The organism is Pseudomonas sp. FP2300, assembly GCF_030687595.1.
In the GTDB taxonomy this organism is placed as follows: domain Bacteria; phylum Pseudomonadota; class Gammaproteobacteria; order Pseudomonadales; family Pseudomonadaceae; genus Aquipseudomonas; species Aquipseudomonas bijieensis.
This window is the reverse complement of sequence record NZ_CP117440.1, coordinates 4,194,153-4,218,815: the sequence shown is the minus strand read 5'-3', so window position 1 is coordinate 4,218,815 and position 24,663 is coordinate 4,194,153. Positions and strand designations below refer to the sequence as shown.

The 24,663-nt window shown below is 62.8% G+C and carries 24 protein-coding genes; 16 read left to right on the top strand and 8 right to left on the bottom strand.

What is annotated here, in order from left to right; all coding sequences use genetic code 11:
- The first annotated feature begins 2 nt into the window (after positions 1-2).
- The 9 genes from PSH86_RS18505 to PSH86_RS18465 all read left to right on the top strand — a co-directional run bounded on the left by PSH86_RS18505 (position 3) and on the right by PSH86_RS18465 (position 9,156).
- Positions 3-974: an AMP-binding protein gene (locus tag PSH86_RS18505; RefSeq protein ID WP_116832734.1), complete on the top strand. Its 972-nt coding sequence runs from the start codon at positions 3-5 to the stop codon at positions 972-974.
- Positions 971-1,741, top strand: a complete 771-nt coding sequence (locus tag PSH86_RS18500; RefSeq protein ID WP_109753269.1) for an ABC transporter ATP-binding protein — start codon at positions 971-973, stop codon at positions 1,739-1,741. Before PSH86_RS18505 ends, PSH86_RS18500 begins: the two co-directional genes overlap by 4 nt.
- Complete coding sequence (locus PSH86_RS18495; protein WP_109753268.1) at positions 1,738-2,619, top strand: branched-chain amino acid ABC transporter permease; 882 nt, start codon at positions 1,738-1,740, stop codon at positions 2,617-2,619. Before PSH86_RS18500 ends, PSH86_RS18495 begins: the two co-directional genes overlap by 4 nt.
- A gap of 4 nt (positions 2,620-2,623) precedes the next feature.
- A complete protein-coding gene (locus PSH86_RS18490; RefSeq protein WP_109753267.1) occupies positions 2,624-3,688 on the top strand; it encodes a branched-chain amino acid ABC transporter permease in 1,065 nt (354 codons plus the stop codon).
- A gap of 78 nt (positions 3,689-3,766) precedes the next feature.
- Complete coding sequence (locus PSH86_RS18485; protein ID WP_305484133.1) at positions 3,767-5,107, top strand: ABC transporter substrate-binding protein; 1,341 nt, start codon at positions 3,767-3,769, stop codon at positions 5,105-5,107.
- A 66-nt stretch (positions 5,108-5,173) separates the two neighbouring features.
- On the top strand, positions 5,174-6,508 hold the full coding sequence (locus PSH86_RS18480; RefSeq protein WP_163858117.1) for an ABC transporter substrate-binding protein: 1,335 nt from the start codon (positions 5,174-5,176) through the stop codon (positions 6,506-6,508).
- 65 nt (positions 6,509-6,573) lie between these two features.
- A complete protein-coding gene (locus PSH86_RS18475) occupies positions 6,574-7,350 on the top strand; it encodes an ABC transporter ATP-binding protein (protein ID WP_109753264.1) in 777 nt (258 codons plus the stop codon).
- Between the two features lie 170 nt (positions 7,351-7,520).
- A complete protein-coding gene (locus tag PSH86_RS18470; protein WP_305484126.1) occupies positions 7,521-8,753 on the top strand; it encodes an SfnB family sulfur acquisition oxidoreductase in 1,233 nt (410 codons plus the stop codon).
- A gap of 10 nt (positions 8,754-8,763) precedes the next feature.
- The gene (locus tag PSH86_RS18465) at positions 8,764-9,156 is read left to right on the top strand and encodes a hypothetical protein (protein ID WP_116832731.1); all 393 of its coding nucleotides are present in this window, start codon (positions 8,764-8,766) and stop codon (positions 9,154-9,156) included.
- Between the two features lie 94 nt (positions 9,157-9,250).
- Here PSH86_RS18465 and PSH86_RS18460 read toward each other — a convergent pair whose 3' ends face one another.
- The 5 genes from PSH86_RS18460 to msuE all read right to left on the bottom strand — a co-directional run bounded on the left by PSH86_RS18460 (position 9,251) and on the right by msuE (position 14,267).
- A complete protein-coding gene (locus PSH86_RS18460) occupies positions 9,251-10,099 on the bottom strand; it encodes an amidohydrolase family protein (RefSeq protein ID WP_109753261.1) in 849 nt (282 codons plus the stop codon).
- The gene (gene ssuD / locus PSH86_RS18455) at positions 10,096-11,226 is read right to left on the bottom strand and encodes an FMNH2-dependent alkanesulfonate monooxygenase (protein WP_109753260.1); all 1,131 of its coding nucleotides are present in this window, start codon (positions 11,224-11,226) and stop codon (positions 10,096-10,098) included. The genes PSH86_RS18460 and ssuD overlap by 4 nt, the downstream gene beginning before the upstream one ends.
- A gap of 118 nt (positions 11,227-11,344) precedes the next feature.
- The gene (locus PSH86_RS18450; RefSeq protein ID WP_163858125.1) at positions 11,345-12,448 is read right to left on the bottom strand and encodes a sigma-54-dependent Fis family transcriptional regulator; all 1,104 of its coding nucleotides are present in this window, start codon (positions 12,446-12,448) and stop codon (positions 11,345-11,347) included.
- 8 nt (positions 12,449-12,456) lie between these two features.
- Positions 12,457-13,644: an acyl-CoA dehydrogenase family protein gene (locus PSH86_RS18445; protein WP_109753258.1), complete on the bottom strand. Its 1,188-nt coding sequence runs from the start codon at positions 13,642-13,644 to the stop codon at positions 12,457-12,459.
- Positions 13,645-13,703: 59 nt separating this feature from the next.
- Positions 13,704-14,267: an FMN reductase gene (gene msuE / locus PSH86_RS18440; protein WP_109753257.1), complete on the bottom strand. Its 564-nt coding sequence runs from the start codon at positions 14,265-14,267 to the stop codon at positions 13,704-13,706.
- Between the two features lie 329 nt (positions 14,268-14,596).
- On the opposite strand from msuE, the gene PSH86_RS18435 reads away from it, so the two are divergent.
- The gene (locus PSH86_RS18435; protein ID WP_109753256.1) at positions 14,597-14,866 is read left to right on the top strand and encodes a YceK/YidQ family lipoprotein; all 270 of its coding nucleotides are present in this window, start codon (positions 14,597-14,599) and stop codon (positions 14,864-14,866) included.
- 61 nt (positions 14,867-14,927) lie between these two features.
- Here PSH86_RS18435 and PSH86_RS18430 read toward each other — a convergent pair whose 3' ends face one another.
- Positions 14,928-15,797, bottom strand: a complete 870-nt coding sequence (locus PSH86_RS18430; RefSeq protein ID WP_109753255.1) for an NmrA/HSCARG family protein — start codon at positions 15,795-15,797, stop codon at positions 14,928-14,930.
- 142 nt (positions 15,798-15,939) lie between these two features.
- Between PSH86_RS18430 and PSH86_RS18425 the strand changes: the two genes are divergently transcribed.
- Positions 15,940-16,815: a LysR family transcriptional regulator gene (locus PSH86_RS18425; protein WP_305484113.1), complete on the top strand. Its 876-nt coding sequence runs from the start codon at positions 15,940-15,942 to the stop codon at positions 16,813-16,815.
- A 6-nt stretch (positions 16,816-16,821) separates the two neighbouring features.
- On the opposite strand, the gene PSH86_RS18420 is transcribed toward PSH86_RS18425, so the two are convergent.
- The gene (locus PSH86_RS18420; protein WP_109753253.1) at positions 16,822-17,280 is read right to left on the bottom strand and encodes a helix-turn-helix domain-containing protein; all 459 of its coding nucleotides are present in this window, start codon (positions 17,278-17,280) and stop codon (positions 16,822-16,824) included.
- Between the two features lie 271 nt (positions 17,281-17,551).
- Here PSH86_RS18420 and PSH86_RS18415 point away from each other — a divergent pair, with 271 nt between their 5' ends.
- Both PSH86_RS18415 and PSH86_RS18410 read left to right on the top strand, forming a co-directional pair.
- Entirely contained in the window at positions 17,552-18,754 is a 1,203-nt protein-coding gene (locus tag PSH86_RS18415; protein WP_305484110.1) for an MFS transporter, read from the top strand.
- Positions 18,751-19,653: an EamA family transporter gene (locus PSH86_RS18410; protein ID WP_305484107.1), complete on the top strand. Its 903-nt coding sequence runs from the start codon at positions 18,751-18,753 to the stop codon at positions 19,651-19,653. The genes PSH86_RS18415 and PSH86_RS18410 overlap by 4 nt, the downstream gene beginning before the upstream one ends.
- A 26-nt stretch (positions 19,654-19,679) precedes the next feature.
- Here PSH86_RS18410 and PSH86_RS18405 read toward each other — a convergent pair whose 3' ends face one another.
- On the bottom strand, positions 19,680-20,570 hold the full coding sequence (locus tag PSH86_RS18405) for a LysR family transcriptional regulator (protein WP_109753250.1): 891 nt from the start codon (positions 20,568-20,570) through the stop codon (positions 19,680-19,682).
- 169 nt (positions 20,571-20,739) lie between these two features.
- Here PSH86_RS18405 and PSH86_RS18400 point away from each other — a divergent pair, with 169 nt between their 5' ends.
- The 3 genes from PSH86_RS18400 to PSH86_RS18390 all read left to right on the top strand — a co-directional run bounded on the left by PSH86_RS18400 (position 20,740) and on the right by PSH86_RS18390 (position 24,637).
- Positions 20,740-21,822: a 4-oxalomesaconate tautomerase gene (locus PSH86_RS18400; protein WP_305484103.1), complete on the top strand. Its 1,083-nt coding sequence runs from the start codon at positions 20,740-20,742 to the stop codon at positions 21,820-21,822.
- 42 nt (positions 21,823-21,864) lie between these two features.
- Entirely contained in the window at positions 21,865-23,190 is a 1,326-nt protein-coding gene (dctA, locus tag PSH86_RS18395) for a C4-dicarboxylate transporter DctA (RefSeq protein WP_109753248.1), read from the top strand.
- Positions 23,191-23,332: 142 nt separating this feature from the next.
- Positions 23,333-24,637 (top strand): CitMHS family transporter, encoded by a 1,305-nt coding sequence (locus tag PSH86_RS18390; protein WP_305484100.1) that lies wholly within the window; start codon positions 23,333-23,335, stop codon positions 24,635-24,637.
- Positions 24,638-24,663: the final 26 nt, after the last annotated feature.

Below are 24,663 nucleotides of genomic sequence, written 5' to 3'. Positions count from 1 at the left end.
CCATGAGTGTCTTTGAGCTCAATTCGCCACTGTCCGACGGAGTGACTGACAGCGCCCTGGCGGCCTTGCAACGCTGGGCCAGGGAGCGACCGACGCAGATCGCCCTGCGCCATCGGCGCCTCGGCCTCTGGAAGGCCTGGCGTTGGATCGATGTGCAACGCGAGGTCGAGCGTGTCTGCGATGGCTTGCGCCAGCAAGGCTTTGCCCCTGGCGCGCGGTTGGCGCTCAGTGGTGCCTTCGAACCGAGCCTGCTGATCCTGGCACTGGCGGCGCGTCAATTGGGCGGACACAGCGTGGTGATCGACCGCGACAGTCGTGGTGAGGCGCTACAACGCCAGTTACGCCTGATCCGTCCGACGTTCGCTTTTGTCCAGCGCCGCGAAAGCGTGTCGCACTGGCTGCAGTGCGGCCTGGATGAGGATTGGCCGCTGCGGTTGTATTCGGCCCAGGTTAGTGTGGCGAGTCGCGGCCTGTGGCAGGTGCAGTCGCTGTCGGTGCTGTTCGTCACCGAGGCGCCGACAGCGCAGCGCCAGGGCTGGGCCCAGGTCGCCGAGGACGCGGTGGTGTGGGTCGATGAAGGCACCGAATGGCGCGATGGCCTGGCCCACTTGTTCAGTCGCTGGCTAGAGGGCGGCGAAGGCCTGGCGTTTCCGGAAAACCGCGAGTCAGCCAGCCGTGATCGCCGCGAGATCGCCCCGACCGCCTTGCTGCTGTCCGCTGCGCGAGTCGAATCGCTGGCCGCGGAAATCGAAGCTCGCCTGCCACTTCCAGGCAGTTGGCGGCGGCGCCTGTGCGAATGGACTTTGAACGATCCACGGCGTGGCCTGCGCCGCTGGCTCAAGGCGCGGGTGCGGCACCTGCTGGGCTTTCAGCGGCTGCGTCGGATCGAGGTGCCGAGCGCGCCCGCTGACGTGGTGTTACACGGCCCGGCGCGTCAATCGTGGTTGCAGGAGTACCTGGAGCGAGCGGCATGAGTGCGCTGCTGGAGGTGCGCAATGTGTCGCTGTCGTTCCGCGGCGTGAAAGCGATTTCCGACCTCTCGTTCAGCGTAAAGCTTGGCGAGATCTGTGCGCTGATCGGGCCGAACGGCGCGGGCAAGAGTTCGCTGCTGAACATTCTCAACGGGGTCTACCGGGCCGACGCCGGCCAATTGTTCTTCGCCGCCGAACCGTTGCGCCGCCCGCATCCACTGAAGGCGGCCAGGCTCGGCATCGGCCGGACGTTCCAGAACAATGCGCTGTTCAAGAAAATGAGTGTGGTGGACAACCTGCTCACCGGTCTGTCGCGTTTCCAACGAACGTTTTTTCTCGAACAGGCCCTGGGCCTGCCGCGTGCCCGGCGCGAGGCGCGGGCGTTCGCCGAGCGGGCCGAGCGGGTGCTGGAATTCCTCGAATTGCAGGCCTGGCGCGACGTCGCCGTGGGCAGCCTGGCCTATGGCTTGCAGAAACGCGTGGAGCTGGGCCGGGCGCTGATCGCGCAGCCGACGCTGCTGTTGCTCGACGAGCCGATGGCCGGCATGAACGCCGAGGAGAAGCAGGACATGAGCCGCTTCATCGCCGACATCAATCGTGATCTTGGCACCACGGTGATTCTCATCGAGCACGACATCCAGGTGGTCATGGGCCTGTCCAGCCATGTGGTGGTGCTGGACTACGGACGCAAGGTCGGCGATGGCTCGCCGGCCGAAGTCCAGGCCAATCCCGAGGTGATCGCTGCCTACCTGGGAGCGCCTCATTCATGAATTTCTTTCTGGAAACCCTGATCGGCGGGCTGCTGGCCGGCACTCTGTATTCGCTGGTGGCCATCGGTTTCGTGCTGATCTACAAGGCCAGCGGCGTGTTCAATTTCGCCCAGGGCGCCATGCTGCTGTTCGCCGCGCTGACCTTTGTCAGCTTGCGTGAACAGGGCCTGTCCTTTGCCCTGGCGTTGGTCCTGACGGTGTTGGTGATGATTGTCGGCGCGCTGTTGATCGAGCGCCTGGTGTTGCGGCCGTTGGTCAACCGCTCGCAGATTACCTTGTTCATGGCGACCCTCGGCCTGTCGTTCATCATCGAAGGCCTGGCCCAAGGACTGATGGGTGCCCAGGTGCGCGCGTTGGACCTGGGCATTGAGGACGTTCCGCTGTTCGTTGGCGAGATCATGGTCAGCCAGTTCGACCTGATCGCCGCTGGAGTGTCCGCGCTGACGGTGGCGGTGCTGGCCGTGCTGTTCAACAAGACCCGCATCGGTGTCGCCTTGCGCGCCGTGGCCGACGATACTCGCGCGGCGCTGTCGCTGGGCATCAACCTCAACCGCATCTGGCAGATCGTCTGGGCCGTGGCCGGGGTGGTCGGGCTGGTCGCCGGACTGCTCTGGGGCGCGCGCCAGGGCGTGCAGTTCTCGCTCTCGCTGGTGGTGCTCAAGGCGTTGCCGGTGCTGATCATCGGTGGCTTCACCTCGATCGGCGGGGCCATTGTCGGCGGGCTGATCGTCGGGGCCGCCGAGAACCTCGCCGAGGCTTACATCGGCCCGCTGATCGGCGGAGGCATCACGCCCTGGTTCGCCTACTTCCTCGCCTTGATCTTCCTCTACATCCGTCCGTCCGGCCTGTTCGGCGACCGGATCATTGAACGGGTATGACGCCATGACCGCTACTGTTCCGCGCCTGACTGCCAGTTTCGACGAAGCACCGCTGACCCTGGTGCGTCGGCGCTGGCGGCCGGGCCTGCTGCTGTTGCTGCTGGTGGCCTTTGTCGGTCTGCCATGGCTGGGCAACGACTATTGGCTCAACGCGATCCTGATCCCTTTCCTGGTGCTGTCGCTGGCCGGCCTGGGTTTGAACCTGCTGACCGGTTACACCGGCCAGACGTCGGTCGGCGCCGCCGGCTTCATGGCGGTGGGGGCGTTCGCCACCTATGGCCTTTTGCTGCGGGTGCCTGGCCTACCGTTACCCCTGGCACTGCTCGGTGGCGGCCTGATCGCCGGGTCGGTCGGGTTGCTGTTCGGCATCCCCAGCTCGCGGATCAAGGGCTTCTACCTGATGGTCACCACGCTCGCCGCGCAGTTCTTCCTGGAGTGGGTGTTCGCCAAGTTCCCCTGGTTCTACAACTACGCCTCGTCCGGCACCATCAGCGCGCCACGCCTGGAGTTGTTCGGCCATGACCTGAGCACCCCGGTCGGTCGCTATCTGTTGACCCTCGGTTGTGTGGTGCTGTTGACCTGGGTGGCGGTCAACCTGGTGCGCAGCCAGGTCGGTCGCAACTGGATGGCCATTCGTGATATGGACACCGCTGCCGCGGTGATCGGGATTGCCGTCGAGCGCGACAAGCGTATGGCCTTTGCCGTCAGTTCGTTCTACCTGGGAATCGCCGGGGCGCTCTGGGCCTTCGCCTACCTGGGCACGGCCAGTGCCGGCAGCTTCGACATCAATCGTTCATTCCAGATTCTGTTCATCATCATTATCGGTGGCATGGGCAGCATCGCCGGCAGCTTCATCGGCGCGGCTTTCATCAGCCTGGTGCCGATCCTGCTCAGCCACGCCGGGCAATGGTTGTTCAACGGCAACGTCGATGCCGGGCAACTGCAGAACCTGCAGAAAGTGCTCTTCGGCGCCTTGATCATCTGGTTCCTGATCAAGGAGCCGGAAGGGCTGGCCCGCCTGCTCGGTGACCTGCGCGAACGTATCAGGGTCTGGCCGCTGCGGTTCTGAGCGCCGACCCACGCCCCAACAGACCTTGACCCGACCCAGGGAAAGGAGGTTTCCAACACTGCACAAGAAGTACAGATCATGCGTAGAACCTTGCCTCGCCTCCTGTTCGCCAGCCTTTTCGTGGCCGGTGTCCAGGCCCTGCTGCCGACCATCACCCAGGCTGCCAGCAACCAGCAATTCATCCCCATGGCCACTTACCGGGTCGGCGCCTACGCCTCCAGCGGCATCCCCTGGTGGGCGGGGGAAATCGACTATTTCCGTTATATCAACGAAGTGGAAGGCGGCATCAACGGCGTCAAGCTGGTCTGGCAGGAGTGCGAGACCGAGTGGAACGTCGACCGTATCGTCGAGTGCTATGAACGCTACAAGGGCGGGCTCGACGGCGCGCCGACAGCGTTCTTCTTCACCCACAGTACGCCGGGCTCCTATGCGCTGATGGAGAAAGGCGCGGCGGACCGGATCCCGCTGATCGACGGCGCTGGCGGGCGTACCGAGTCCACCGACGGCAGCGTGTTTCCCTATGCCTTCCCGCTACTGCTCAATTACTACGGCCAGGCCTCGGTGGGCATCAACTACATCGCCGAGCGCGAGGGCGGTTTCGACAAGCTCAAGGGCAAGAAGATCGTCACCGTCTACCACGACTCCGCCTATGGCCGGGAAACCCAGGCACCGATGACCCTGCTGGCGCAGAAGTACGGTTTCGAGAACATCCAGATTCCGGTGGCCGATCCCGGCAATGAACAATCCGGGCAATGGCGCCAGGTGCGGCAGATCAAGCCGGACTGGGTGTTCCTGCGGACCTGGGGCGTCTCCACCCCGGTGGGGATCAAGACCGCCGCAAGGTTCGGCATCCCGGTAGACCGCATCATTGGCGATGTCTGGGCCGGCTCCGAGGCCGACGTGATCCCGGCGGGCCCTGCCGCCAAGGGCTACCAGGCCCTTGCGCCGTTTCCGGGCGGCGACGGTTTCGAGATCCACAAGCGCCTGCGCCAGTCGATCCTCGATACCGGCAAGAGTGACCTCAAGGACCGCAGCTATTTCGGCAAGGTCTACTACAACATCGGTCTGATCAATGCGGCCATTGCGGTCGAGGCGCTGCGCACGGCCCAGGCCAAGTTCGGCAATCGCCCCCTCAACGGCGAGGAAGCGCGTTGGGGCTTCGAACACCTGGACATCGATGCCGCGCGGCTCAAGGCCAGCGGTTTTGAAGGCCTGCTACCACCGCTGAAACTGTCCTGCTCCGACCATGAGGGCGGCGGCGCGGCGCGGGTGCAGCAATGGGATGGCGAGAAATGGGTATTGGTGACTGACTGGGTCCAGGCCGACCGCGCCACATTGCGCCCGTTGATCGAAGCCAAGTCTGCCGTCTACGCCAAGGAGAAGGGCATCACCGCGCGTGATTGCGCCCGCGAACAATGAGCTGCCGTCGATAACTGTCGTCCGGCTGCCATGGCGCGGTCGGGCACTCAAGCCGAGAAAAAAATCATGCATGCAACCCTCAAACGTAGTCTCGCCGTCGTTGGCCTGGCGCTCAGCGCCTGCGCGGTGCTGGTACCGGCCGCTCAGGCGGCCAACGAACAGTTCTTCCCCCTGGCCACCTACCGGGTCGGCGCCTATGCCTCCAGCGGCATTCCAGTCTGGGCCGGAATGATCGATTACCTGCGCTACATCAATGAAGTGGAAGGCGGGATCAATGGCGTCAAGCTGGTCTGGCAGGAGTGCGAGACCGAATGGACGGCGGAGAAGGGCATCGAATGCTACGAACGCTTCAAGAACGGCCTCAATGGCGCGCCGGTGGCGGTCTACCAGCCGAATGGCGCGCCAGCGGCCTATGCCCTCGCGGACAAGGCCGCCGCCGACAGGATTCCCTTGATCACACTCGGCTATGGCCGCACCGAAGCCACCGACGGCAGGGTGTTTCCCTATAACTTCCCGGTCATGCTGACCTTCTACAGCGAGGCCTCGGCGTTCATCAACTATGTGGCCGAGCGCGAGGGCGGGCTGGACAAGCTCAAGGGCAAGAAGATCGCCACCGTCTACCACGACTCCGCCTACGGCCGGGAAACCCAGGGGCCACTGGCGCTGCTGGCGCAGAAATACGGCTTCGAGAACATCCAGATCGCGGTGGCCGACCCAGGTAATGAGCAGGCCGGGCAGTGGCGCCAGGTGCGCCAGCTCAAGCCGGATTGGGTGTTCCTGCGGACCTGGGGCGTGTCCACGCCGGTGGCGATCAAGACCGCCGCAAGGTTTGGCTACCCGGTGGAGCGCATCGTCGGCGACATCTGGGCCAGTTCCAACGAAGACGTGCTGCCGGCCGGTGAGGCAGGCAAGGGCTACCTGGCACTGACCCCCTATCCGGGCGGCGCCGACTTCGATATTCACCAGCGCCTGCGCCAGTACATCCTCGACACCGGCAAGAGCGACCTCAAGGATCCGAAGAGCTTCGGCAGCGTCTACTACAACTCTGGCCTGGTGAACGCCGCCATTGCCGTCGAGGCGATCCGCACCGGGCAGAAGCATTTCGGCAATCGTCCGCTCAACGGTGAGGAGGGCCGCTGGGGCCTGGAGCACCTCGACCTCAACGATGCACGCCTCAAGGAAATCGGTTTTCTTGGGCTGATGCAGCCGCTGAAGCTGTCATGCAGCGACCACGAGGGCGGTGGCGCGGCGAAGGTGCAGCAATGGGACGGCCAGCAGTGGAAGCTGATCACCGATTGGGTCCAGGCCGACCGCGCGACGTTGCGGCCACTGATCGATGCCAAGGCCGCCGAATATGCGAAAGAGAAGGGTGTGACCGCCCGCGATTGCGCGGCGCTGTAGCCATGCACTCGGTTCGGTAAATCGAAACACAACCGGGCGCGACCGCGCCCAAGGAGTAGGGAATCATGACCAACGCGGCCCTTGCCGGCACCGAAAACAGAGAGTTGCTGGCGGTGCAAGACATCGAAGTGATCTACGACGGCGCGATCCTCGCCGTGGCCGGGGTTTCCCTGCGGGTCGGACAGGGTGACATCGTCGCCCTGCTCGGCGCCAACGGGGCCGGCAAGAGCACCACGCTCAAGGCCATCTCCGGGTTGGTCCAGGCCGATCGGGCGCAAGTCAGCCGTGGACGGATTGTCTTCCAGGGACAGGACACCGCCGGGGTTGCGGCCAATCTGCTGGCGCGCCAGGGCATCGTCCATGTGCTGGAGGGACGACATGTGTTCGCCCACCTGACTGTCGAGGACAACCTGCGCAGCGGTGGTTTCCTGCGCAAGCCGACACGCCGGGAGCTGGAGCAGGATCTGGAGCGTATCTACGCCTGGTTCCCACGCCTGAAGACCAAGCGCAAGACCCAGGCCGGGCTGACCTCGGGTGGTGAGCAGCAGATGCTTGCCCTTGGCCGGGCCCTGATGACCAAGCCTCGATTGGTGCTGCTCGATGAACCTTCGATGGGGCTGGCGCCGATCCTCGTCGAGGAGATTTTCGCCATCGTCGCGCAGCTCAATGCCCAGGAAGGCATGAGCTTTCTGGTGGCCGAGCAGAACATCAATGTCGCCCTGCGCCATGCCAGCTATGCCTACATCCTGGAGAACGGGCGGGTGGTGGGTGAGGGCGACGCCACGGAGCTGGCGGCGCGGGAAGACATCCAGCATTTCTACCTGGGTGGCAAGGCTCGTTGATGGGGTGTGACGCAACTGTTCGCTGGGCAACAGTCCATCGACAGTTTGCCGCTCCCGAGGCTTTCAAGCGTACTCGGATATTTCTTCAAGGTATTGAATATAAAGCGTTTTAAAGGTTGGTACGGGCTGTGCTTTAGCTCTGGGTGAACCCGTTATGCATGGAGTAGCACATGACCGACTCACCGTCTTTCGATCAGCCTGGGCAGGCGCGTCCGGCGCCACGCAGTTCGGCCCACATCATCCGTAGTGACGCCGAGGCCATCGAGGTGGCACAGCGCCTGGCCGAGGATTTCGCCCGCGAGGCCGCCTTGCGCGACCGCGAGCGGCGGTTGCCTTGGGAGGAACTCGAACGCTTTTCCGCGAGCGGGTTGTGGGCGATCCGCGTGCCGAAGGCCTACGGTGGCGCCGAGGTGTCTTATGCCACCCTCAGCGAAGTGATTGCGATCATTTCCGCTGCCGACCCGTCCCTCGGCCAGTTGCCGCAGAACCATTTCGGGGTGCTCAGCAACCTCAGCCTGACCGGCAGCGAGGAGCAGAAGCGCCGTTACTACGCCAAGGTGTTGCAGGGTTATCGCTTCGGCAACGCCTTTTCCGAGGCGCGCAGCCAGTACGTCACCACCTTCCAGACGCAGATCCGCTTCGACGGCGACACGGCCATACTCGACGGCGAGAAGGCCTACTGCACCGGTGCGTTGTTCGCCCACATCGTGCCGGTCGCCGGGGTGGACGAAGCGGGGCACGTTCATATCGCCCTCGTTCCACGGGATGCGGTGGGCCTGACGGTGATCGACAGTTGGGACGGTTTTGGCCAACGCATCACCGCCAGCGGCCAGGTGCGCATCGAAGGCGTGCGGGTGCCGGCGAGCGACGTGGTGCCAGCCTGGAAGGCCTATGACCAACCCACCTCCGACGGCCCGATCTCACAAATCATCCAGGCTGCGGTGGACACCGGCATTGCCCGTGGCGCCTTCGCCGAAACCTTGCGCGTGGCACGCCAGGCGCGTCCATGGGTGGACAGCGGGTTGCAACACGGCTGGCAGGACCCACTCGGCCAAGCGTTGATTGGTGAATTGGCCTGGCGCCTGCAAGCGGCCGAAGCGATCCTGCGGCGCGCGGCGCACGCGGTCGACCGTGCTGTCGCCGAGCCCAGCGAAGAACGGGTTGCCGAGGCCTCGGTAATCGTCGGCCAGGCCAAGGTGCTGTCCACCGAGATTTCCCTGGAGGCTTCCAGCCGCCTGTTGGAGTTGGGCGGCACCCGCAGCGTCTCGGCCAGCCAGGGGCTGGATCGGTTCTGGCGTAATGCGCGGACTCATACCCTGCACGATCCGGTTCGCTGGAAATATCACTTGGTCGGCAATCAGCTTCTCAACGGCATCAAGCCGCAACGTCATTCCTGGAACTGAGGTATCGCGCATGTCCAACTTACATTCTCAAGGCCGCAGCGACCTGGCCCATGCCCGTCATGTCGAGGCGGCGCTGCTTGACTACCTGCGTGCGCAGAGCGCTCGTCATGAGGCCCTGGTGATCGCCGCGGTCGGTGAACTGCGCATCCGCATCGACGCTGCCGATGCCTTGTTGGCGCACGCCGACGAGTCCCAGTCGGCCGCCATCGCTTTTCGCCTGGCCGCCGCTGAATCGGCGCGCCTGGCCGGCCATGTCTACTTCGAACTGGCCGGTCGCAGCTTGCCGCGGCCCTTGCCGGAAAACCCCGAGCCGGCATTGCTGACTCAACGTCGACTGCTTGGCGACCATTACCTCAATGGCGCTGCGTTGGCCGACGGACAAGGAAATGGGCTGGGTAGGTGAATGGATCCGGGGAGTGCTGGAGCACTCCCCGGGTTTCCTGCGGCAGGGTTTGAACCGCAGGAAATGCTGCACGAGAAACAGAGTCGACGTCGGCTCAGGCCAGCCCTAACACCCTGCGCGCGTTACCGTGGAAGAACTTCTCCAGCACCTCGTCCTTGAGCCCCAGTTGCAGGGCATCTTCGATACTTTGGCGGATTGGGCGGAATGTGTAGGAAGAGCCAAACAACAACTGCTCGGCCAGGTAGCCGTTGGCGGCCTGCACATAACCCTCGCTGCCCGGCTGGAACAGGTACATGTCCGGTACCAGGTGAATGTTTTCAAAGCGGAACGCAACGCCGAGGGCCTGCTGCACATTGGGCCAGTAGCCGTGGTAAACGACGATCGTCAGGTCCGGGAACGCCCGAGCCACAGCAGCCAGGCGTGCCGGGTCGTTGTAGCTCGGGTCCGGTGTGGTCGGCCCGCTCATCAGGAACAGCGGGATACCGCGCTTTTGCAGATGTTCGTAGATCGGCCAGTACAGTGCGTCGTCGGGGTGTCGGGCCGGCTCGGCGAAACCCGGCTCCAGGTCGATGCCGGCCAGGCCCAGTTGGTCGATCGCCCGGTCGATTTCCGCCAGGGCGCCTTCGATTCCCTGCAGCACCGGTTCTACCGAGCCGATGCCGATCAACTCGTCGTGGCCGTGAACGATTTCGCGGATGCGTTCATTCGGCAGGTGTTGCCCCGGGGTGTGGCGGCCGACCACCACGGCTTTGTCCAGGCCGGCATCCCGTACTTCGGCGAGAAAACCCTGCGGGGTCAGCGAGCGCTCGAAGTGATCGTCCGGCCCGCGGGTGCCGACACGTCGGTTGAGCCAGCGCGCCACGGCGTGTTCGGGCGAGCCCGGCACGCCGCCGAAGAAGGGGTGCAGGTAGGCCGGGCGACAGCGTAGATCGATGACTTTCATGCGACTTTCTCCTTGCCCGCGCGAACGTCGAAGGCGCCGCCGGTGAAGGCGCCTTCGACGGTGACCTTGCCCTTGCCCGGCAACAATGGGAACACCAGTTCGGCGAAGCGGTAGGCCTCTTCCAGGTGCGGGTAGCCCGAGAGTACGAAGCTGTCGACACCCAGCTCGGCGTATTCGAGCAGGCGTGCGGCGACGGTTTGTGGATCGCCCACCAAGGCGGTGCCGGCACCGCCACGGACCAGGCCGACACCGGCCCACAGATTGGGGGCCACTTCCAGCTTGTTGCGGTCGCCGCCATGCAACGCGGCCATGCGCCGCTGGCCTTCGGAATCCATTTTGCCGTAGTTGGCCTGGGCGGCAGCGATGGTGGCGTCGTCGAGGTGACTGATCAACTCGTCAGCGGCGGCCCAGGCGGCTTCGCTGGTTTCCCGCACGATCACATGCAGGCGCACGCCGAAGCGCACGCTGCGCCCATGCCTGGCGGCACGGGCGCGCACGTCGGCGATTTTCTCGGCCACGGCAGCCGGTGGTTCGCCCCAGGTCAGGTAGGCGTCCACATGTTTGGCCGCCAATTCGTGGGCGGCCTCTGATGAACCACCGAAGTACAGCGGCGGGTGCGGTTGCTGCACGGGGGCGAAGAAGTTCTGGGCGCCACGTACTTTCAAGTGCTTGCCGTCGAAGTCGACGGTCTCGCCTTGGAGCAGGCGTCGCCAGATGGTCAGGAATTCGTCGGAGGCGTCATAGCGCTCGTCGTGCGTGAGGAACACACCGTCGGCTTGCAGTTCGGTGGCATCGCCGCCCGGCACGACGTTGAGCAGCAGGCGGCCTCCGCTGGCCTGATCCAGGCTGGCGGCCTGGCGCGCCGAGGCCGTGGGGTTACCCAGCGACGTGCGCAGCGCCACCAGCAGCTTGATCCGCTGGGTCACCGGAACCAGGCTGGCAGCGGTCACCCAGGGATCCAGGCAACTGGCCCCGGTGGGGATCAGCAGGCCATCGTAGCCGAGCTGATCGGCGGCCACGGCGATCTGGCGCATGTAGGCGTTGGTCGCCGGCCGGCCGCTGCCGGAATGGCCCAGGTAGCGGGTGTCGCCGGAGGTGGGAAGGAACCAGAAAATATCCAGGCTCATGAAGTTTGATCCTTGTGCGGTTGAGAGTATGGAAGGGCGCATGGGGCCCTTGCTGTATCGCAACGCTTGGCGTATCGGGGCTTTGTCGGCCGGGCCGCATTGCCTGTTTTTATCGTGATCAGATTGACAGTTGCAGGGCCTGGCCCGGATGCGTGTTGCTGTCCGGGCGGCGTCGGTTGACCACCAGCTCGCCAATGGCGATCAGACGCGCCCGCGTGACGTTGCGACTCAGGCCCAGCAGGCTGGCGGTGCGCACCTGGTTGCAGTGACAGAAGCGATAGGCTGCGCGAAGCAGACTGTCTTCAACCTTCTCGTGGAGGCCGCCGGCCTGTTCTTCGAATAGCCGGTGAAAGGTGCGCAGCAGTTGTTCGTCGGCGCTCTCGCCGTGGGTGGCCTGGGGTTGTTCCTGGCGCTCGATGCGCAGGGACGACAAGCGTAAGTCGTCTTCCTCCACCAGGCCGTTGCGGCACACCAGCAGGGTGTGGTGGATGACGTTTTCCAGTTCGCGGATGTTGCCCGGCCAGCTGTAGTCCACCAGTTTGCGTTCGGCTTGCGAAGTCAGGCGCACCTCGCCATAGCCCAGGCGATTGCAGTAGGTCTTGATGAAGTGACGGGTCAGCGGCAGGATGTCGCCCGGTCGCTCACGCAATGGATAGAGTTGCAGGCTGACCACGTCGAGGCGGTAATACAGGTCTTCGCGGAAGTGGCCGGCGCCGATGGCCTTATCCAGTTGCACGTTGGTGGCGGCGACCACGCGTACATTGATCGGGATGCTCTTGCGCGAGCCCAGGCGCACCACCTCGCGTTCTTGCAATACTCGCAGCAGCTTGACCTGGATGGCCATCGGCAGGTCGCCGATCTCGTCGAGGAACAACGTGCCGCCGTTGGCTTCCTCGAACCAGCCGGCCTTGGCGGCAAGGGCGCCGGTGAAGGCACCTTTTTCGTGGCCGAACAGCTCAGCTTCCACCAGTGATTCGGAAAAGGCCCCGCAGTTGACGGCAACGAACGGTCCGGCGCGGCGGCCGCTGAGGTTGTGGATGTGACGCGCGACCAGCTCCTTGCCCGTGCCGGTCTCGCCAATGATCAGGACGCTGGCCTCGCTGGGGGCGACCTGTTGCACGTGAGCGAGCAGCGCCTGCGATCTAGGGTCTTCGAAGACCTGTGCGGTCGCCCGGATCGAGGTAGCCAGTGTCGGCGAAGGGGGGAGAGTCAGCAGTTGCATGGGCATCCCTATGAGTAGAAGGAGGGGGTAGGCCGCGTCTGGTTCAGCGCCCAGTCACCCAATTCGTGGAGTTTGTAATCCACCGGGTCGTGCAGGCTCTGGGTGCGCAGGTTGCGCCAATGGCGGTCGAGGCGCAGCGAAGCGTGGGTGGCGCGGGCGCCGGTGACTTCGAACAGGCGGCTACAGATATCCAGGCCGGTGCGTACGGCGGCGACTTTGGCGGTGGCGATGGACAGCGCCAGTTGTGCGCGTTCCTCGGCACCCAGCGCGTGCCCCTTGTGCCAGGCTTCATCGAGCTGCTCGGCGGCGCGTTCCACCAATAGGCGCACGCTTTCCAGGCCGACCCAGAACTCGCCGTAGTGGCGTAGCACATAGGGGTCTTCGCTGACGTGCTGGGCCTTGGAACGGAACCACGGCCGACCTTCCTTGAGGGTGTAATGGCGGGCCTCTTCCAGGGCGCCTTCGGCGATGCCGAGGAAGATGTGGGAGAAATGCAATTGGGCGATCAGCGGGCGCAGGCAGGCGAAAGGCGTGCTCAGGGGGCCGGGGTCGAGCAGCAGTTCGTTCTCTTCCACGCGCACCCGTTCGAAGGTGGCGCTGCCGCTGTCAGTCTGGCGCTGGCCCATATTGTCCCAGTCGCCGTGCAGGGTGATGCCGGTGCGGCCACTGGGGATCGCGGCGATCAGCAGTTTACCGCCGGCGCTTTCGTCGATGGCCGAGGCGATCAGCATTTCCGAGTCGCTGGCACCGGAGCAGAAGCTCTTCTTGCCGGAGAATTCGCGCCAGCCGTCGAAGGTCTTGACCACGGTGCGGGTGTCCAGCGGGTTCAACGCGTTGCCCCAGAACCAGTTCTTGCGGGCGGTCTGTTCGAACCAGGGTTGCCATTGATCGGGGCGCGAAAACAGGCGCACGGTGGCCAGCATCAGGTGCTGGAAACCGAAGACATGGGCGATGGAGCTGTCCACCTTGGCGAACTCGCGGACCACGCCGAGGGTTTCGCTCCAACTGGCCCCGAGGCCGCCAAACTGGGTTGGAATGCTCAAGGCCAGCAGGCCGCTCTGGCGAATGGCGTCGCGTTGCTCCTTGGGGGTGCCGCCGGCCTCATCACGCTCGACGGCGGTTTCGGCAAATTCCGCAGCCAGGCGGCGGGCGGTCTGTAGCGGGGTCAACACGGTGGGCTGTTGTTGGATTCTCACGCGATATCCCTCGCAAAAAGGCCTTCCAGGCAAATGCAGTGGTGATTCATGCGGGTTCCTCAGGCGATCTTGCGCAAAGCATGCGCCTGGTCGGCAAACAGGCGAGCGGCGCGTGCGGCTGCCAGCTCGATGCGCGACTGCAAGGCCGCGTTGACGATGCGGTAGTCGGTAAAATCGGTCTCGCTGGCGTACACGCCAATGGGCAGGGTCAGCGACTGGAAGAAACTGAACAGCGGGCGCAGTTGATGATCGAGGACCAGGGCATGGCGCTCGCTGCCACCGGTGGCGGCCAGCAGTACCGGCGTGTTGACCAGGGCGTCCTGGCCGACCAGGTCGAACAAATGCTTGAACAGGCCCGGATAGGTGCCGCGATAGACAGGCGCGGCCACCACCAGCAGGTCGGCAGACTCGATCAGGCGCAGTTCATGCTCGACGGTTTCCGGCAATTCCTTGCGCCACAACGCACCGCCCAACGGACGGGCAATGTTGCCCAGTTCGATCAAGTGGGTGTCGATGACCAAGTGCTGGCCGAGTTCGCCCAGGATGGCTTCGGTCAGTGCCAAAGTGCGCGAGGGGCGGGAGGTACCGCCGGAAACAGCGACGACTTTCAGGGGAGTGCTCATCCTAGGTGTTCCTGTTGGACTGTTGATCGAGGTACACAGGCTTGAGCAAGGGCCGTACCAACGCGAAAAGCCCAGTATTTGCTGGGCTTCGCGGGGCAGGGAGGGGGAGCGACTGTTGGTCTGGCGGATGAATTGTTGAATGGCTGTTGCTCGGGCAACAGTTGATCCATTGTTTCCCAGGCAACAGTGTTCAGTGGTGGGATTGATGCATGGGAAGGTCTGGGGGGCGCTGGTGCAGTCTTGCGCCCCTCATTCCGGTTACACCGCTTGCCCCTATAGGTCGTCCGCCATCGGTGCTACAGTCCGGTCTTTCCAGGGGAGGGAGCGGCATGCGGATCGTAGCAATGGCTTTGACGATGGCGCTGCTGGCCGGCTGCGCGACGGCCAATGAAACCTTTGGCATGGGGCAACTTTGCGGCCGTCAGCCTTATTGCGGTGCGGCGACCGATATCGAGATCATCAAGGGCTCGACGAACGACAACGACGTGTATTCACGTGCGCTGGCACCGTTTGCAATCATTGACCTGCCTTTCAGTATCGTCGCCGATACGTTGATCCTGCCTTATACGATTTTTCATATGAGGCCTGCCGAGGAGTAATCGTGTTGCCTCGACCGGTTGAATCATCGGGGCAGCAATACGGCATGACTACCCCTGCTGTTCAAACCCCGGCGATGGTCTCGCGGACGAAGTCTTCGTAGGTGCGCAGCGGGCGTCCGAGGATGGCCTGTAGCCGCTCCACCGTTCCTTCAACCGCCTGCATACCGAACGTCTGGATGCCAGACATCATCAGGCGCATGTCATAAGCCAGCCAGGCGGGACCGTAGGCGGCCAATTGCGCTTCGAAGGCAGCCACATCGTCACCGCCGTAGGCGATCTCGCGACCCAGGGCGGTGCTCCAGATCTTCGCCACGTCGGTGCCGGTCAGTGCGTGCGGGCCGACTAATTCCAAGGTGACCCGATCCAGGGCCGAAGGTGCCTTGTCGCGTCGCAGCAACTCGGCAGCGGCGATATCGGCGATGTCCCGGGTATCGATCATCGACACGCCCGCCGAGCCGATCGGCATCGGGTATACCGCGTAGTTCTGAATGGTCTGCTGGACCATGAGTTCGTTTTGCATGAAGTAAGCCGGACGCAGGATGGTTGCGGGGATGTCGAGGCTCTCGATCATGCGCTCGACCGTGTGCTTGCCGGTGAAGTGCGGAACGTGGGTGAACTTGTCGGCATGAATCACCGACAGGTAGACGATGCGCTCGATGCCTGCTTCGCGAGCGAGGTTCAAGGTGATGAGGGCTTGTGTCACCTCGTCGGGCGTCACGGCGTTGAGCAGGAACAGCGTACGCACCGACGCCAGTGCGTTGCGCAGCGAAGGGACGTCGGTGAGGTCGGCAACGACTTCAGTGACGCCCGCCGGGAAGGAGCCCTTGCCAGGTTGGCGCACGAGGGCTTTGACCTCGGTGCCTGCGCTGGCGAGGCGTTGAATGATGAGTGAACCGATGGTGCCTGTGGCGCCGGTAACGAGAATGCTCATTTGAATCTCCTGCAAAAGGGTGGGGGAGTCAGAAAGTCCGCTACGACCTTGTCGGCCCGTTGCGATGGACAAACGATATTGTGTTGCAGGAGTAAAACGAAGACGCCAGGATGTAGACACTCCGTTGCAAAAATGGAACACCATGAACCTGAACGCGCTGATCGATTTCACCCTCGTCGCAACAAACGAGGGGCTGGGAAAGGCAAGCCGTGCGAGCGGAATAGCCAAGGCCACCTTGTCGCGCCGCATTGCCGACCTTGAGGAACAACTGGGCGTAAGGCTGATCGAGCGCAGCGCGCGCGGTCTGAAGCTCACCGAGGCTGGAGAGCTACTGCTGGCCCGGGCCGAAGGGCCGTTGGCCGAGGTGGCGGAAGCCATGGCGGCGGCGAAGGAGGGCGTATCGACGCCTCGCGGACGCTTGCGTGTCGCTGCCCCAGTCCTGTTCTCGCAGCTTGCGATGGGAGGCATCGGCGCAGAGTTTTGTGCGGCTTATCCTGACGTCACGATCGAGGTCATTTCGGAGGATCGCGTGGTCGACCTCGTCGAGGAACAATTTGATGTCGCCATCCGGATCAACCCCAGCCCAGACAGCAGTCTGGTCGGTCGCTGCTTCGCCAAGGACCGGCTGGTGGTGGTGGCCGCGCCTGGACTGCCGATGCCCGCACCCGGCGCCATCCGCTCGGTTCCCGGCATTGTGGTCTCCAGTTTCGAGCCCACCTGTTGGACACTCGATGGTGGTCATTTGGTCCTGGAACCGATCCCCAGGCTGAGGTTCTCTTCGTTCCTGATGATCCGCGATGCGGCCATCGCCGGTGGCGGGGCGGCTCTCATCCCGCAATCGATGGCGTGGAGCCAACTGGCCAATGGCGAGTTGGTCCAGTGGGGCACGGTATCGGGGAAAGAAGCCGAACTCTGGGTCTTGCACACCTCCCGACGGCTTGCTGCGCCGAAGGTGCGGGCATTTGTCGATTTCATGTGTGCCAGGTACCCGGACATGTCCCTGGTCTTGCAGGGATAAAAACGTTCACGTCAGGTCGTCGGTCACGAGCCTCACCCTGTGGCAATCGGCCGGCCCGAGTTTCTGACCGCTTGAGGAGCGCACCTCCATCGGCATGAGTGTCTGGCCGGAGGCGTTGTCCAACAGCACGGAGCGCGTTTCTCCCGGCTCGAACAGGAAACGTTCGCCCCACTGCCGCAGGCTGACCACCACCGGAAAGATCTCCCGGCCTTTCTCCGTCAGGACGTACTCCTTGTAGGCACTCCCATCCGAGGCGGGACGAACGTCGAACACACCGACCTCGACCAAGGCTTTGAGTCGCGAAGCCAGAATGTTCTTGGCCACGCCCAGGCTCTTTTGGAATTCACTGAAGCGGCGAATGTCGTCGAATGCATCGCGGATGATCATCAGCGACCAGCGATCGCCAATCACGTCCAGTGTCCTGGCTACCGGGCATTCGTTGTTTTGCGATGAAGCAGTTTCCATTTGATTGAGCCTCTGGAAAAGCATTGCCAAGTTGGTCGGCATTTTTGTGGTTGCAAATTGAAACCTGATCAAGCAACAATCCAGACAGGTTTTTAATTGAAACCAGTTTAGCGCCAAGGAGACGTCCATGACAGCAGAGGCCGACTGTTTCACCCGACAGCCTTCGGGAAATCAGGGGGGCGAGGGGGCTTGCTCCCGCTTGAGTGCGGAGCGCTCACGAGAGGGGCCGCTTCGCAGCCCAGCGGGAGCAAGCTCCCTCGCCACGGGTTCGTTGAATGAACAGCTGTGCCCAGGGCTTTCGCCATCGCTCACGTTATTGTTTTCCGTGACCTGCGCACTGGCCGTCGCCAATGTCTACTTTGCCCAGCCCTTGCTCGCCTCGATGGCCGAGAGCCTGGGCGTCGCTTCAGGGTTGATCGGGGTTGTGGTGACTGCGACGCAGGTGGGTTACGCGCTGGGGTTGCTGCTCATCGTCCCGCTGGGGGACAGGGTCGACCGTAAACGGCTGGTTTTCGCCCAACTGGTGTTGTCTGCCATCGCGCTGGCGGCCGTCGGCGCAGCCCAGCATTGGTTGGCTTTGCTGGGCGCCATGATCGTGATGGGGCTGCTGGCGGTAGTCGTCCAAGTGCTGGTGGCCTATGCCGCCGCGCTGTCCTCGCCCTCCCAGCGGGGGCAGGCCGTGGGAGCCGTCACCAGTGGCGTTGTCCTGGGGATTCTCCTGGCGCGGTTTACTTCCGGGGTGATCGCCGATCTGGCGGGTTGGCGCGGGGTTTATTTCGTGTCCTCGGGCTTGATGCTGGCCATCGCGGCGGTGTTCTGGGCTGCGGTGCCTGCCACCGTGTCGCCCTGTAACCGGCAGCCCTACCTGGCACTGATCCGCTCGCTGTTCATGCTGTTCGCGACCGAGCCGATGCTACGGAACAGGGGGCTGCTGGCCTTACTGATCTTTGCCGCTTTTTCGGTGTTATGGACGGCCATGGTGCTGCCGTTGAGCGCCGCGCCGCTGTCGCTTTCGCATACGGCCATCGGCTTGTTTGGCCTGGCTGGCGTCGCCGGGGCCCTGGCGGCCAGAAGAGCCGGTCGTTGGGCCGATCAAGGCTTTGGGCAACGTGTTACCGGCTTGTCGCTGGGGCTCCTGACGCTTTCCTGGTTGCCCATCACGTTTGCTGAAACCTCCTTGATCGCGCTGGTTTGCGGCGTGGTGCTACTCGACTTCGCGGTACAGGCCGTGCACGTCACCAACCAGAGTTTGATTTTCGCTGCACGGCCCGACGCCCAAAGTCGCATGGTCGGCGCCTACATGTGTTTCTACTCGGTGGGCAGCGCACTGGGCGCGGTTGCCGCGACCCAGGTCTATGCGCTGTGGGGTTGGGCGGCGGTCAGCCTGCTGGGCGCCTTGATCAGCCTCGCCGCGTTGGTGTTATGGATGGCCTCGATGCATTTTTCAACGACCCTGCCTGGAAGATCAGCATGAAAATCGGACACCTGTTACTCGCCATCTCGATAACGGCCATATGGGGCGTGAACTTCTCGGTGATCAAGCTGGGCCTCATCGCCGTTGACCCGCTGATCCTGGCGGGTATTCGTTTCACGCTCTGCGCATTGCCGGCGATTCTTTTCATGCCGAAACCCGATGTGCAGTGGCGCTATATCGTCGGCTATGGCCTGGTCTTCGGTATCGGGCTCTGGGGTGTCGTCAACATGGGCATCAAGGCCGGTCTTTCAGCCGGCATCGCGTCGCTGGTGCTTCAGTTCAGCGCCTTTTTCACCATTGTGCTGGGTTCGTGGATCTTCAAGGAGGCGATTTCCCGTTACCAACTGGCGGGTATCGGTATCGCTTGCTGTGGCTTGTTGAGCATCCTCTCGATTGCTGATGGCACCGTGACGACGACCGGGTTGTGCCTGGCGCTACTGGGGGCAGTGGCCTGGAGTGTGGCCAATGTCATCAGCAAAAAAGCCAAGACCACCCAGGTCTTCGCGTTCCTGGTGTGGTCCAGCGCGTTTTCGCCCATCCCGCTGTTCGCGCTGGATTATGCGGTGAATGGTTCGACGGGTTACAGCGCGTTGGCGAATCAACTCGACTACCGCGCCGTCCTGTCGATCCTGTTCCAGGTCTACCCCAATACACTGTTCGGTTACTGGGTGTGGAACTCGCTGCTGAAACGTTATCCGGTGTCCACCGTCGCGCCTTTGTCGCTCTTGGTGCCGGTATTCGGTCTGCTGGGTTCGGTGCTGATTTTTGATGAGAGCCTGTCACTCAACAAACTCATTGCCGTCGTGCTCATCGTGTCGGGGCTTGGCGTCGGCTTGTACGGGCAGCGTGCCCTCACTGCGCTCAAGCGTTCGGTACGAGTGGGCGACGTTTCGAGGTGATCATCGATCCAGGATTCGGCCTCGCTTCATTGCGGCCACTGTTCAAGCAGGATCGAGACGAATTTCTCCGCGGCAGGGGAGAGCGATGAGCCCCGACGGTAGACCAGGCCCAGCGAGCGGTTTACCACCGGTTCGATCAGCGGCACGCTGACCAGGGTTGGATGATCCCCGGCCGGCATCGCCAGGCTGGGCATCGCCGACACGCCGAGGCCAGCCTCCACCAGCCCCAGCGACGTAGACAAGTGCTGCACTTCGTAAAACCATTGCGGGCGCCAGCTCAGGCCTGACAGCGCGTGGTCCAGCAGCATGCGGTTGCCGCTCAGGCGGCCGACGCCGATCAGCCGGTAATCACTGAGCTCCGACCAGGTGACCGCATTGCGTCCAGCCAACTCATGGTCGCGTCGGCAGGCCAGCACAAAGGGTTCGTTGACCAGGGGCACGAACTCAATGTCCGGGTGCTGGCCGCTCATCATGTTGATGCCGAAATCGGCTTCGCCGCGCAGCACCGCCTCCAGTCCTTCGTTGGCGCTGAGGTCGAGCAGGCGGATGCGGATTTTCGGGTAGCGCTCGTTGTAGAGACGGATCACCGACGGCAGGAAATAGAACGCCGCCGTGGGGATGCATGCCAAGGTCACCCGGCCGATCTGCCGCTCTGCCAGCTCGCGAATGTTGAGAATCGAGTCGTCGAAATCATCCAGCAAGCGCCGCGCCTTGGGCAGGAAATCACGGCCGACACTCGTCAGGCTGACCTTGCGGGTCGTGCGATCGAGCAAAGCGGTTCCCAGGCCTTCCTCGAGTTTTTTCATCCGCCGACTCAATGCCGGTTGGGACAGGTGCAGCGCATCTGCGGCCTCGTGGAAGCTGCCAAGTTCGGCGATTTTCACGAAAGATCGGATGTCCTGAAGCTCATATTCCATATGTTTTCTCAACCTGGCAGGGCGAAGCGCGATGCCAACCATCGTAAAGTAATTCATTTGTTAAACGCAATAATCGCTCCGATCTTTGCATTGGAAACACTTTTCAAACCCTGCCACTCTTGTGTCCAGAGCATCAATTATCCAGATTGATTAACAAGAGTTAGTATTCATGCAGCGAATTCCTTGTGTGCTAATGCGCGGCGGTACGTCCAAAGGCCCGGTGTTTCTCGCCTGGGATCTGCCGGTCGCCATCGCCGAACGTGACGAGCTGCTGCTCAGCCTGATGGGCTCCGGCCATGAGCTGGAAATCGATGGCATCGGCGGCGGCAGTCCACAAACCAGCAAAGTGGCGATCGTCAGCCCATCGCTGCACCCTGACGCCGATGTCGACTATTTGTTCGTCCAGGTCATGGTTTCCCAGCGTCGGGTCGATACCGCACCCAACTGCGGCAACATGCTCTGCGCCGTCGGCCCGTTCGCCATCGAACAGGGATTGGTCAAGGCGTCGGGCGAGCGGACTCGGGTGCGTATCCGCAACCTCAATACCGGGACCTTCGTCAATTCCGAAGTGCAAACCCCAGGTGGCAAGGTCAGCTATGAGGGCGATACCGCCATCGACGGCGTGCCTGGCACCGCCGCTCCGGTGCAACTGACCTTTCTCGACGCCGCGGGCAGCAAGACGGGGAAACTCTTCCCGACCGGGCAAACCCAGGACCTGATCGACGGCATCCCGGTGACCTGCATCGACATGGCGATGCCGATGATGATTGTTCAGGCCAGTCAGCTGGGTAAGCGCGGCGACGAAAGCCCCGCCGAACTGGACGCCGATAAAGCCTTCCTGCAGCGTCTGGAGGCCTTGCGCCTGAAAGCCGGCCTGGCCATGGGCCTGGGTGATGTCAGTGACAAAGTCATTCCCAAGCCGGTACTGGTTTCTCCGGCCAAGTCCGGCGGGACGGTCCAGGTGCGTTATTTCATGCCGTACAACTGTCACCGCGCCCTGGCGATCACCGGTTCCATCGGCCTGGCCACCGCATGCGTGACCGAGGGCAGCGTCGTCGCACAGCTGCTCGGCACCGTCAGTGAGCCGCGCTTGCAACAGGTTCGGATTGAGCATCCAAGCGGAGGTATCGATGTCGTACTGTCCTACACCGGTGAAAAGGGTGAGACCATTCAGGCCTCGGTAGTACGTACTGCGCGCCGGCTCTTCTCAGGTTACGTCTACGCCACGACGGCCCAGCGGCTGGCCGGATAGCCCCAGGCCGCCAGGGTCTTTTGCATCAGAACAATTCTAAAAATGGGTGATGCCATGAAAGTTGTAAAATCGCTCTACTTCCAGATCATCTGCGCCGTGCTGCTGGGCGTGATCGTCGGGCACTTCTGGTCGCAACAGGCAATTGCCTTGAAGCCGCTGGGCGATGCCTTCATCAAGCTGATCAAGATGATGATCGCGCCGGTGGTGTTCTGCACCATTGTCACTGGCATCGCCGGCATGAGTGACAAGCGCTCGCTGGGGCGTCTGTTGAGCAAGACCCTGCTGTTGTTCCTGGCGCTGACGGTGATTAGCCTGATCATCGGCCTGGTATCGGTCTACCTGTTCAAGCCTGGCGCGGGGATGAACATCGATCCGACGCAGTTGAGCACCAAAGGACTGTCGCAGTACACCGACTCCGCCGCGAAACTGAGCGTGGTGGACTTCTTCATGCACATCATTCCCGACACCTTCATCGGCGCCTTCAATAAAGGCGAGGTGTTGCCGGTGCTGTTTATCGCGGTGCTCAGCGGGTTTGCCCTGTCGTCCCTGGGCGAGCGCGGCAAGCCTGTGCTGCAGGTGCTGGAGTCAGCTTCGCACATGGTGTTCAAGATTTTCTCCTACCTGATGCGTTTCGCTCCGATCGGCGCTTTCGGGGCCTTGGCCTTCACGGTGGGGCAGTACGGCATCACGTCGCTGGGCTCGCTGGCCAAGCTGATCATGACCTTGTATATCGCCTGTGCCTTCTTCGTCTTCGTAGTGCTGGGTGGCATTTGCCGTGCGCACGGTTTCAGCCTATGGAAGCTGTTGCGTTATCTGCGTGAGGAGTTCCTGGTGGTATTGGGGACGTCCTCGACCGAACCGGTGATGCCGCGGATGTTGGAAAAACTCCAGGCCCTGGGTTGCAAGAAAGGCGTCGTAGGGCTGGTGCTGCCGACCGGTTACTCGTTCAACCTCGACGGTACGGCGATCTACCTGTCACTGGCGGCGATCTTCATTGCCCAGGCCTGCAACATCGACCTGACGCTGACCCAGGTCATCACCATGCTGGCGATCATGCTGCTGTCGTCAAAGGGGGCCGCGGGTGTGACCGGCAGCGGGTTTGTCGCCCTGGCCTCGACCTTGACGGTCATCCACGACATTCCCCTGGCGGGCCTGGCCCTGTTGATCGGGATCGACCGATTCATGTCTGAAGCGCGGGCGTTGACCAGCCTGGCGAGCAACGCCGTCGCGACCGTGGTGATCTCCCTCTCGGAGAATGCCTGTGACCGCGAAGTCCTGTTGCAGACCCTGGATGGCAAACCTGCCCTGACGCAAGCCCCGGCAACGGACTCGAGCTGGGACGGCGCGAAGGTCGCCAAACACATCTAGCCGTTCACGGCTGATTCGACAGCACCGCGTAAGCTTATTCAATCCCTCTGCGCCAGGCACACCTTCGCGTGTTGCCTGGCGGGTGGGAGGGCGTGCGCCTGGGTGTCTGCCAAGCTACTCATAACAACAAGAGATCTGACATATGCTCGCTTTACTTGGCTTGGCCATGGTGGTGGTCTTCACCTTCCTGATAATGACCAAACGGCTGTCGCCGATCGTCGCCCTGACGGTGGTGCCAATAGTCTTTGCGGTGCTCGGCGGCTTTGGCGGGACCACCGGCAAGATGATGCTGGATGGCCTGAAAATGGTCGCGCCGTCGGCGGCGCTGCTGTTGTTCGCGATCCTGTTTTTCGGCCTGATGATCGACGCCGGCTTGTTCGACCCGCTGATCCGCAAGATCCTCAAGCGGGTCAACGGCGATCCGATGAAAATCGCCGTGGGCACCGCGCTGTTGTCGCTGTTGGTGGCGCTGGACGGTGACGGCACGACGACCTACATGATCACCTGTGCCGCGATGTTGCCGCTGTACAAGCGCATCGGCATGAATCCGATGATCCTGGCAACCATTTCCATGCTCTCCTTGAGCATCATGAGCGGCATGACCCCTTGGGGCGGCCCGGCGACCCGTGCGATCGCAGCGCTGGGCCTGGATGCCGGCGAGTATTTCGTGCCGTTGCTGCCGACCATGATCGGTGGTGCGGCGTGGGTGGTGTTCACGGGGTTCCTGCTGGGTCGTGCCGAGCGCAAGCGCATCGGTAACGTCCAACTGCAAAGCGGCGGCGGTGACTGCTACATCAACGCGATCATGGAGGACACGCCGCACAAGCGTCCGAAGCTGGCCTACGTCAACCTGCTGCTGGTGGTCGCGGTGATGGTCGCGCTGGTGATGGGGATCATGCACTCGGCGATTCTGTTCCTGATCGGTTTCGTCCTGGCGCTGATGATCAACTATCCGCAGCTGGATATTCAGAAGGAACGCATTCTCGCCCACTCAGGCAATGCCATGACCGTGGTCCTGCTGGTATTTGCCGCGGGCATCTTCGCCGGGATTTTTTCCGGGACGAAAATGGTCGATGCGTTGGCACAAACCCTGGTCGACTGGATTCCGCCTTCCTGGGGCCACCTGTTCCCGCTGGTGGTGGCGATTACCAGCATGCCGTTGACCTTCGTATTGTCCAACGATGCCTACTACTTCGGTGTCGTGCCGATCCTGGCCAATGCCGCGGCGGCCTACGGGATTGATCCGGTGGAAATTGCCCGGGCGTCGATTCTTGGCCAGCCGGTGCACCTGATGAGCCCATTGGTGGCCTCGACCTTGTTGCTGGTGGGCATGGTCGACCGCGACCTGGGCGACTTCCAGAAAGCTACCGTGAAATGGGCGGTACTCACGTCCCTGGTGATTACCGCGCTGGCCCTGCTGACCGGTGCGCTGACGCTGTTTTCCTGATTCACCCGACAACCTTAGCTTCTTGC

Bases quoted from the DNA above. Each gene is read 5' to 3' on its own strand.
- PSH86_RS18505 (WP_116832734.1), top strand. From the start codon at position 3: ATGAGTGTCTTTGAGCTCAATTCGCCACTGTCCGACGGAGTGACTGAC.
- PSH86_RS18500 (WP_109753269.1), top strand. From the start codon at position 971: ATGAGTGCGCTGCTGGAGGTGCGCAATGTGTCGCTGTCGTTCCGCGGC.
- PSH86_RS18495 (WP_109753268.1), top strand. From the start codon at position 1,738: ATGAATTTCTTTCTGGAAACCCTGATCGGCGGGCTGCTGGCCGGCACT.
- PSH86_RS18490 (WP_109753267.1), top strand. From the start codon at position 2,624: ATGACCGCTACTGTTCCGCGCCTGACTGCCAGTTTCGACGAAGCACCG.
- PSH86_RS18485 (WP_305484133.1), top strand. From the start codon at position 3,767: ATGCGTAGAACCTTGCCTCGCCTCCTGTTCGCCAGCCTTTTCGTGGCC.
- PSH86_RS18480 (WP_163858117.1), top strand. From the start codon at position 5,174: ATGCATGCAACCCTCAAACGTAGTCTCGCCGTCGTTGGCCTGGCGCTC.
- PSH86_RS18475 (WP_109753264.1), top strand. From the start codon at position 6,574: ATGACCAACGCGGCCCTTGCCGGCACCGAAAACAGAGAGTTGCTGGCG.
- PSH86_RS18470 (WP_305484126.1), top strand. From the start codon at position 7,521: ATGACCGACTCACCGTCTTTCGATCAGCCTGGGCAGGCGCGTCCGGCG.
- PSH86_RS18465 (WP_116832731.1), top strand. From the start codon at position 8,764: ATGTCCAACTTACATTCTCAAGGCCGCAGCGACCTGGCCCATGCCCGT.
- PSH86_RS18460 (WP_109753261.1), bottom strand. From the start codon at position 10,099: ATGAAAGTCATCGATCTACGCTGTCGCCCGGCCTACCTGCACCCCTTC.
- ssuD (WP_109753260.1), bottom strand. From the start codon at position 11,226: ATGAGCCTGGATATTTTCTGGTTCCTTCCCACCTCCGGCGACACCCGC.
- PSH86_RS18450 (WP_163858125.1), bottom strand. From the start codon at position 12,448: ATGCAACTGCTGACTCTCCCCCCTTCGCCGACACTGGCTACCTCGATC.
- msuE (WP_109753257.1), bottom strand. From the start codon at position 14,267: ATGAGCACTCCCCTGAAAGTCGTCGCTGTTTCCGGCGGTACCTCCCGC.
- PSH86_RS18435 (WP_109753256.1), top strand. From the start codon at position 14,597: ATGCGGATCGTAGCAATGGCTTTGACGATGGCGCTGCTGGCCGGCTGC.
- PSH86_RS18430 (WP_109753255.1), bottom strand. From the start codon at position 15,797: ATGAGCATTCTCGTTACCGGCGCCACAGGCACCATCGGTTCACTCATC.
- PSH86_RS18425 (WP_305484113.1), top strand. From the start codon at position 15,940: ATGAACCTGAACGCGCTGATCGATTTCACCCTCGTCGCAACAAACGAG.
- PSH86_RS18420 (WP_109753253.1), bottom strand. From the start codon at position 17,280: ATGGAAACTGCTTCATCGCAAAACAACGAATGCCCGGTAGCCAGGACA.
- PSH86_RS18410 (WP_305484107.1), top strand. From the start codon at position 18,751: ATGAAAATCGGACACCTGTTACTCGCCATCTCGATAACGGCCATATGG.
- PSH86_RS18405 (WP_109753250.1), bottom strand. From the start codon at position 20,570: ATGGAATATGAGCTTCAGGACATCCGATCTTTCGTGAAAATCGCCGAA.
- PSH86_RS18400 (WP_305484103.1), top strand. From the start codon at position 20,740: ATGCAGCGAATTCCTTGTGTGCTAATGCGCGGCGGTACGTCCAAAGGC.
- dctA (WP_109753248.1), top strand. From the start codon at position 21,865: ATGGGTGATGCCATGAAAGTTGTAAAATCGCTCTACTTCCAGATCATC.
- PSH86_RS18390 (WP_305484100.1), top strand. From the start codon at position 23,333: ATGCTCGCTTTACTTGGCTTGGCCATGGTGGTGGTCTTCACCTTCCTG.